Below are 6,570 nucleotides of genomic sequence, written 5' to 3' on the forward strand. Positions count from 1 at the left end.
TAAGATGCATTTATTAATATATTAATAAACCATAAGTCGTTTTGTTGCAATACGCCAATGTTTTTGTTAATTTTAATTGTGATCTTGGTAACAATTTCTTTGCTAAATTTGTTTTTTATCGTTATTAATCAATTGATTAATATTTTTTTAAATAAAAATTTTATTTTTGTATTAACTTTTTATTAACCTTACATTGGCATTTTATTTTTGTTTATTTATTAATATCTTTATGATTTTTTCTTTGTGGTTGGTGGTAGGACGTGCTAGTCTTTTTTTGTTGTGGTTATAAAATGGCATATATACCCAATAGATTTCAAATTGCAGCGCGGCGGCAAGAGAACGCATCCAACAAAGCAGCAGCTTGAAAGATGAAGGGTATAGACTCTCGACAGGGAGTAAATCAGTGATTAACTAAGATAAGAGCCTTCATTACTCATGCATGAATCTCTGACAATTGCATTACTCCAGGCGCGGGAAACCGCGATGGGTTTTTTTCGCCCGATCCTCAAGAGTCATAATTTGACTGAACAGCAGTGGCGTATCATTCGCGTACTATCTGATAACCGGTCAATCGATTTTTATGATTTATCTTGTCAGACTTGCATTCTTCGTCCAAGTTTGACTGGAATACTGACACGCATGGAGCGTGATGGATTAATTTTTCGCCTTAAGCCGATGAATGACCAACGCAAACTTTATGTTTCTTTAACGCCAGAAGGGCAGAAACTTTATGAGAAGGCAAAAGAGCAGGTGGAACAGGGATATCAGGCCATTGAAAAAGCTTTTTCACCGGAGAAACTGGCTCAGCTTTTAGTTTTGTTGGAGGAACTGATTGCTGTGGGTGATAATCCACAAGTAAGTATTGATAGGTAAGGAATAAGAGAGGGATTTCACTGCTATAGTCATACTTAATGGGTGAGATTTAACCTCTGGATAGTAGGGGATAGATACATGCCAAAGGTCAGTGGCTTCTTCTGCTGATCACCGCAACAGAATTGGTACCAACGCTAAGAAATATTGCCGATCCGGAAAACGGGCAGGGGATGCTGGCATGGCTGAACGGGATGGCGATATTCTTTGAGTATGCTTTTCTGTGGTGTGGTGTCTTACTGCTCTCTTTTATTGTGGGCGTGGCGTATTCACTACCGCGGTGGGTCAACCGTCTGCGTCGCATTGCGGATCATCTTATCCCCTGGTCGGTCTATAGCGATATTCAGGGGGCTATTTTTTTACTGAACATGGCTTCCCTTTTGCGTGCCCAGGTTCAGACGCTGGATGCGTTAATTATCCTGCAACGCTTTGCATCTCCTTGGTTACAAATTCGTCTGGAGTCTATTGCTGATTGTGTCCGCGAAGGGGATCACTTTGGCCGGGCATTGCATCATTGTGGCTATGACTTTCCGTCAAAGGAAGCGGTGAATTTTCTGTCATTGCTGACGGAAGGTGATGGTACTCCTGACATGATTGGACGCTATGGTGAGCGGTGGCTGGACCAAACCATCGTTCGGGTGAACAGGCGAGCCAATTTTGTCATGTTGTGTTCACTGTTGCTGCAATTATCCTGAAGCAGCACGTCCACATTGTGGACGTTGCCAGTATGACGTTATATCGGAAAGTAACTGCTCAACGCAGTTACTTTCCAAACGTGCATAAAAAACAGCAATCTTTACCTAAACGTTCTAGACAATTAGCAATGCTTTTCTAACTCAAATAGATCTTAACGTGTCTACGATATTCGGATTTTTCTCTATTAAAAATAGCATCTTCAAGGCGGCCCCTGATGGTATTCTCTGGTTTTGTTCCCAACTTTGCACCAGTCTAGTGCTCACCCCTACCATTTCCGCAAACTCGGATTGTTTCATCCCGAAATTTTTGCGGATTAATTTAACATTAGGGATAGCATGACGATGAACATGCTCAGGCTTAGGCTGAAATTCACCGTTTTCTATAGCGACCATCTCATTTACACTACTCAAAAGTTCTTTAAACATGTTTTCTTCCATAATTTATCCTCAATACGTTAGATCATTCCATGAAAATTTAGATATAAAATTGGAGAAGTTAACCGCCTGAAGGCTGCATTTTATTTCATATGTTGAACAGCATTTTTCAATTGTGCTTTCTGATCTTGTGTCAGGTCTTCTTGTACATTTTTCGGATAAATAAACAACAAATACAATCGACCACTTAACGTCCTGACATAGTAAATAACTCGTACCCCACCGCGCTTACCCATTCCTTTGCAACCCCAGCGAATCTTTTTGCACCCACCAGTTTGACTAATCGTGTCGCCATGTTCGTGATACTTCAACAGGTAAGTTTGAAGCTCCTGAAACTCATTATCTTTTATGAGTTCTGCTCTAACCTTACTGAAAGCGGTAGTTTCGATAAATTCCAAATAATCCATCGTAACTTCTCCATGCTGTCTATGATGACATCATACTGACACGTCGTGTTACTTTTCAAGTAAAAAATGACACTGTGTGTTAGTTTGGCTAAATTTAAATCTTTTCAATATATAATATGTGTGGTTTATATTAGGCACTCATTATTGGGGGGGGGAATTTTCATTTTTTTATGTTGGATTTTTCATCGTCATCCTCTCAAGGATGTTGTGGTATGACAACTGAAATACCTCCTCTGCTGCCGACGTCTGAAGCTGAAATTGACAGCTTACGGCAGGCGGTTTCTCAAAAGATTCAACCCAGGTTGTTGTCGTTAAAAAAATGTCTGAGATATCTGTCAATATTGCTTGTTATTGTCAGCATAGCGTTGCTGGCATTTGTGGTACGGCAGCAACATCATCAGTTAGTAGAATTTCAGTCATTGATGCATTTTCCTGATGAGGTGCAAAAGCTGCATGAACGGCTTGATAAAGCAGATACCAGCTTTGTCTCCCGTCAGGACTGGCAAATGCAAAATGACCGGTTTCATCAGGCATTGATAGCGCAACAGGGCTCCGTTAACGACGAACAGAAACCGCTGGTACAGTCAGTGACTGATTTAAGCCGTGCTCATCAGGCTTTGTTCCAGGTACAAGGGCACCGTCAAACCCTGTCAGTCAATGGAGGGTAATGATGAGAAAAGATTTTTTCAGCCAGAGGAAGGGAGTGGTGCTGATTGGCGTTGTTATGTCTTTGTCAGCTTCGGCGGCACAGGTTGCTATCTCTGAACAGACAGAGACGGGAATGAAAGCGACTCAGCAACAGGTCACGCAGGCTGAAAACCACCGTATTCAGGCGCAAATGTGGGGATTGACAGAAGCAGAGTTTCAGCGTTATCAGCAATTGATGCAGGGGCAACGGGGCATTCAGTCTCCTGGACTCGATCCGTTGAGTGCATTGGGCATTGAGGCAGAAACAGTACAAGCGCGTCAACGTTATGCAGAATTGTGGGTTAAACAGGAATATGTTCGTACTGAAAAAGAGTTGGCGTTCCAGCGGGCGGTGGATGCGGCCTGGAAGCGTCTGGCGCCGAATATTTTGCCGGTTAATTTAGGCAAGGGGGACGGAATCGCACAGGGTAATCAAGGGAGGCTGGCGTTATTTGTGAAAGAGGATTGCGCGGCTTGTGATGCCCGGCTGGCTGCTGTCTTGTCAGCTGACCGTGAGGTAGATATTTACCTGGTAGATAGCGAAGGCAACGATGATGTTTTACGTACCTGGGCAGGTAAACATCATATTCCCTCAGAAAAAGTCCGTAGCCGAAAAATCACGCTTAATCATGACAACGGACGCTGGCGACAATTTGGTCAGGGGAAAATGCCGGTCGTACTACAACATGGGGTAATGGGAGTGAAGCTACAATATGACGACATTTGTGTGGGACGGCGACGTGCCGGCGGAAATCCGCGAGTATCAGCATGGCCGGCTGAAAATGATCCGCCATCTGGTGTTTGACGGCTGGGAACTGGTGGCGCAGCAGACGCAGGCGTTTACGCTTAATCTGGACAACCGGGTGGAACTGATGGCCGGGGAGGTGCAGACCCAGTATGCGGTCAGCGCCCCGACCGGCGAGCCACTGGCGCTGTTCGACCCGACGGGTAAACGGGTGTGGCGGCGGCCGAAGCAGTCTCTGTATGGCCTGCAGCTGGGCAGACACGGCGAGAACCCGCAACTGGACCCGGGCCTCCGATTCGCCGGGCAACTTTTTGATGAAGAAAGTGGTTTATTTTATAATCGGTTCCGCTATTATTTGCCGGAAGGCTGTTGTTACCTGAGTGCCGATCCTACGGGCCTCTGGGGTGGCGAGAATACCTATAGCTATGTGCAAAATCCGACCGGATGGATTGATCCGCTGGGGCTAGCGGGGTGTTCGACATTAACGGTTAATAAGCCAAAGATTTTAAGCAACCCTAACTTATCTGATGCAGAACGGAAGTTTCTTGAGAGAGAATTTAGGATAAAACAAAATGCATTAAGCAGAGCGGCTAAACGAGGTGAATTAGTTTGGTCTCCAGGCACACATGATGTAAGGATTTCATCTTTACAAAATTCTTATAGAAAAGCAGTGGCAGAACGCTATGAAAGAATGTTCAATAAGGCTCCTGATCTATCAAAACTTAATGCTGACCATCCAGTAGACCTTATAGTAGGTGGTTCTGCAACACAAAGGCTAAAAATGCTCAATGAGTCCATTAATAAAAGTGTTGGTAGCTCTTTGAAAAATGCTGGCAGGAAAGCAGGATTAAAAGCTGGCGATAAAATTAGTGAAATAATATTCATTTGAGGATGATTTCAATGAACGATTCTTTTTTTTTCACAACGGATACAGCAACTTTAGCTATATTTGATTTACAAGCAATAAAACACAGAATAACAGATACTCCTGATTGGTGGAGTATTCCAGACGATGAATTAAAAGAAGTAAATGAAGGCAATATTGCTTTTTTTGGCTTAAGAGATGATGGTGGTTATATAATTGAAATTATTGATAATATTGAACAGCCAGATATTAGTTTGAACATAAAGGCACCATCGGGAAAAATATTCATTGGTGCCGGGGAGGATACCACAGGAGGAGATTTAGAACCTGATGATTCAGAATATATTTCAGGAAAGAAGATATCTTTAGAAAAAGGAAATTATCTGATTTTATTAAAGAAAAATGAAAACAACATACAGATATCATTTATAAAAAGTCAGTATTTTTCAAATAACCTTCAGGAGCCTATTAGATTAGGTTAATTCAAGTAGGGCAGAAGATCTTACAGATCTTCTGCCCTGATTAATGATCTACCGTGGCGCATACCCACGGTAAGCCAGAGCGGATTGAAGCTTAGAAATCGCATCCTTAATCTGATACGCTTCCTCGTCATTCACGGCACAGGCGCGTATCTCAGACCAGCACAGCCGCTTGACCAGTTGGGCTAAGGCCAGCGCTTCAAGGTGAGTTAACTGAATGTCCTGCAAATGTTCAATCACCACTTTCATTTTATCCTCTCCCTTAACCCGCAAAACCGGTTATCAGCGCCTGCATCTGCTGTTTAATCTCCCGCAGTTGGGCCTGTTGCCGCTGGTACTGCTGATGCTGTTGTTGCGTGGCCTCACTGTCAGGGATCAGCACCAGACAGCCATCCATCACCTTCACCGTAATCTGGCCGCCGGTATTAAATCCCGCCTGTCTCAGCCACTGCCCCTTAAGATGTATCGCCGGGGTGGCGTTGCTAACCCTGTTCCCGTTCGGCACATAGCCCACCGTGTAATAACGTTCTGTTTTCACAGCTTTATTTATCGCCGCTTCTGCTTTAGAATGCGCCTTAGCCATCATTCAACTCCTTCTTAGTTGCTTGTGGTGAGCGGCGTTGTTGTGTTGCTGCACTTCAACGCCGTGCTAAAAAATCACTTTAGACTTAGTTATTCTTCTCCTGATCAACAGGGCGTATTGCCGACTCAACCCGGTGCTTAACAATCACCGCATCAATCAGTTTAATCACGGTCTCCTGTTCTTCCGGCTGGCATTGGGCCAGTGCTTTAAATCGCTCCATTAATCGCGTGTTGCTAATTGGTCTCTGTTCGTTAGGCGAGCCAAGCAATAAGTAATCAATAGTTGTCGTGAACAACTCAGCCAGTTGGATCAACTTATCAGCCGGAGGGATGTGCATCCCGGACTCATACTTGTTGTACTGCGAAAGTTGCAAGCCAATCAGGGCAGCAACTTCCTTCTGTGTTCGTCGCTGTTGGTTACGTAACTCTTTGAGTCGTTTACCGAATGCCCGGCGCTGTTCTTCGGTCTGCATAATCTCATCTATCACATCAGCCATAAAATGCTCCAAGTATAAGGTGAGTTCCAAAAACGACTTGCTTTAATATCGTAATACGAATATATAATATATCGCATATCGAAGCAAAATAAATCTTGACATATTTTTGGGGGGATCTTTGTTATGGCACGCATCCCGGAAGCCGAATTACAGCACCTGAAAACGGCCGTCTCCTTAGTGGCCGTGGCGGAACAACAGGGCCGCAAGCTGATTAAACGCGGTAAAGATTACGTGCTGCTGTGCCCGTTCCATGAGGAAAAAACCCCGTCAATGGTCCTCAGCCCGGAAAAAAACCTCTATCACTGTTT

12 protein-coding genes are annotated in these 6,570 nt (G+C 44.0%); 7 read left to right on the forward strand and 5 right to left on the reverse strand.

Translation table 11 applies throughout. From position 1 onward, the window contains the following. Window positions 1–435: 435 nt before the first annotated feature. A complete protein-coding gene (gene hpaR / locus AM629_RS07860; RefSeq protein ID WP_054477764.1) occupies window positions 436–873 on the forward strand; it encodes a homoprotocatechuate degradation operon regulator HpaR in 438 nt (145 codons plus the stop codon). Window positions 874–995: 122 nt separating this feature from the next. Continuing rightward, on the forward strand, window positions 996–1,565 hold the full coding sequence (locus AM629_RS07865) for a type II secretion system F family protein (RefSeq protein WP_235525423.1): 570 nt from the start codon (window positions 996–998) through the stop codon (window positions 1,563–1,565). Between the two features lie 141 nt (window positions 1,566–1,706). Here AM629_RS07865 and nadS read toward each other — a convergent pair whose 3' ends face one another. Beyond that, window positions 1,707–2,003 (reverse strand): NadS family protein, encoded by a 297-nt coding sequence (gene nadS, locus AM629_RS07870; RefSeq protein WP_054477766.1) that lies wholly within the window; start codon window positions 2,001–2,003, stop codon window positions 1,707–1,709. Window positions 2,004–2,083: 80 nt separating this feature from the next. After that, window positions 2,084–2,407 (reverse strand): type II toxin-antitoxin system RelE/ParE family toxin, encoded by a 324-nt coding sequence (locus AM629_RS07875; protein WP_054477768.1) that lies wholly within the window; start codon window positions 2,405–2,407, stop codon window positions 2,084–2,086. Window positions 2,408–2,619: 212 nt separating this feature from the next. Here AM629_RS07875 and AM629_RS07880 point away from each other — a divergent pair, with 212 nt between their 5' ends. From AM629_RS07880 to AM629_RS07895, 4 genes are read left to right on the forward strand one after another with little or no spacing between them, the layout of a single operon-like run. Beyond that, the gene (locus AM629_RS07880) at window positions 2,620–3,075 is read left to right on the forward strand and encodes a hypothetical protein (protein WP_054477770.1); all 456 of its coding nucleotides are present in this window, start codon (window positions 2,620–2,622) and stop codon (window positions 3,073–3,075) included. A gap of 2 nt (window positions 3,076–3,077) precedes the next feature. Further along, the gene (locus AM629_RS07885) at window positions 3,078–3,899 is read left to right on the forward strand and encodes a TIGR03759 family integrating conjugative element protein (protein WP_235525424.1); all 822 of its coding nucleotides are present in this window, start codon (window positions 3,078–3,080) and stop codon (window positions 3,897–3,899) included. After that, window positions 3,808–4,728: an RHS repeat domain-containing protein gene (locus AM629_RS22985; RefSeq protein ID WP_235525425.1), complete on the forward strand. Its 921-nt coding sequence runs from the start codon at window positions 3,808–3,810 to the stop codon at window positions 4,726–4,728. The genes AM629_RS07885 and AM629_RS22985 overlap by 92 nt, the downstream gene beginning before the upstream one ends. A gap of 11 nt (window positions 4,729–4,739) precedes the next feature. Further along, the gene (locus AM629_RS07895; RefSeq protein ID WP_054477774.1) at window positions 4,740–5,186 is read left to right on the forward strand and encodes a DUF6386 family protein; all 447 of its coding nucleotides are present in this window, start codon (window positions 4,740–4,742) and stop codon (window positions 5,184–5,186) included. 48 nt (window positions 5,187–5,234) lie between these two features. Here the strand turns inward: AM629_RS07895 and AM629_RS07900 are convergent, their stop codons facing one another. From AM629_RS07900 to AM629_RS07910, 3 genes are all read right to left on the reverse strand, one after another. After that, window positions 5,235–5,432, reverse strand: coding sequence for a DUF7706 family protein (locus AM629_RS07900; RefSeq protein ID WP_054477776.1), 198 nt, complete (start codon window positions 5,430–5,432; stop codon window positions 5,235–5,237). Between the two features lie 13 nt (window positions 5,433–5,445). Next, on the reverse strand, window positions 5,446–5,766 hold the full coding sequence (locus AM629_RS07905) for a SymE family type I addiction module toxin (RefSeq protein ID WP_054477778.1): 321 nt from the start codon (window positions 5,764–5,766) through the stop codon (window positions 5,446–5,448). Between the two features lie 85 nt (window positions 5,767–5,851). Then, entirely contained in the window at window positions 5,852–6,262 is a 411-nt protein-coding gene (locus tag AM629_RS07910) for a helix-turn-helix domain-containing protein (RefSeq protein ID WP_054477780.1), read from the reverse strand. A 123-nt stretch (window positions 6,263–6,385) separates the two neighbouring features. On the opposite strand from AM629_RS07910, the gene AM629_RS07915 reads away from it, so the two are divergent. Then, window positions 6,386–6,570 (forward strand): CHC2 zinc finger domain-containing protein (locus AM629_RS07915; protein WP_054477782.1); only part of this gene is annotated, 185 nt, incomplete at its 3' end.

Source organism: Photorhabdus heterorhabditis (assembly GCF_001280945.1).
Taxonomy (GTDB): domain Bacteria; phylum Pseudomonadota; class Gammaproteobacteria; order Enterobacterales; family Enterobacteriaceae; genus Photorhabdus; species Photorhabdus heterorhabditis.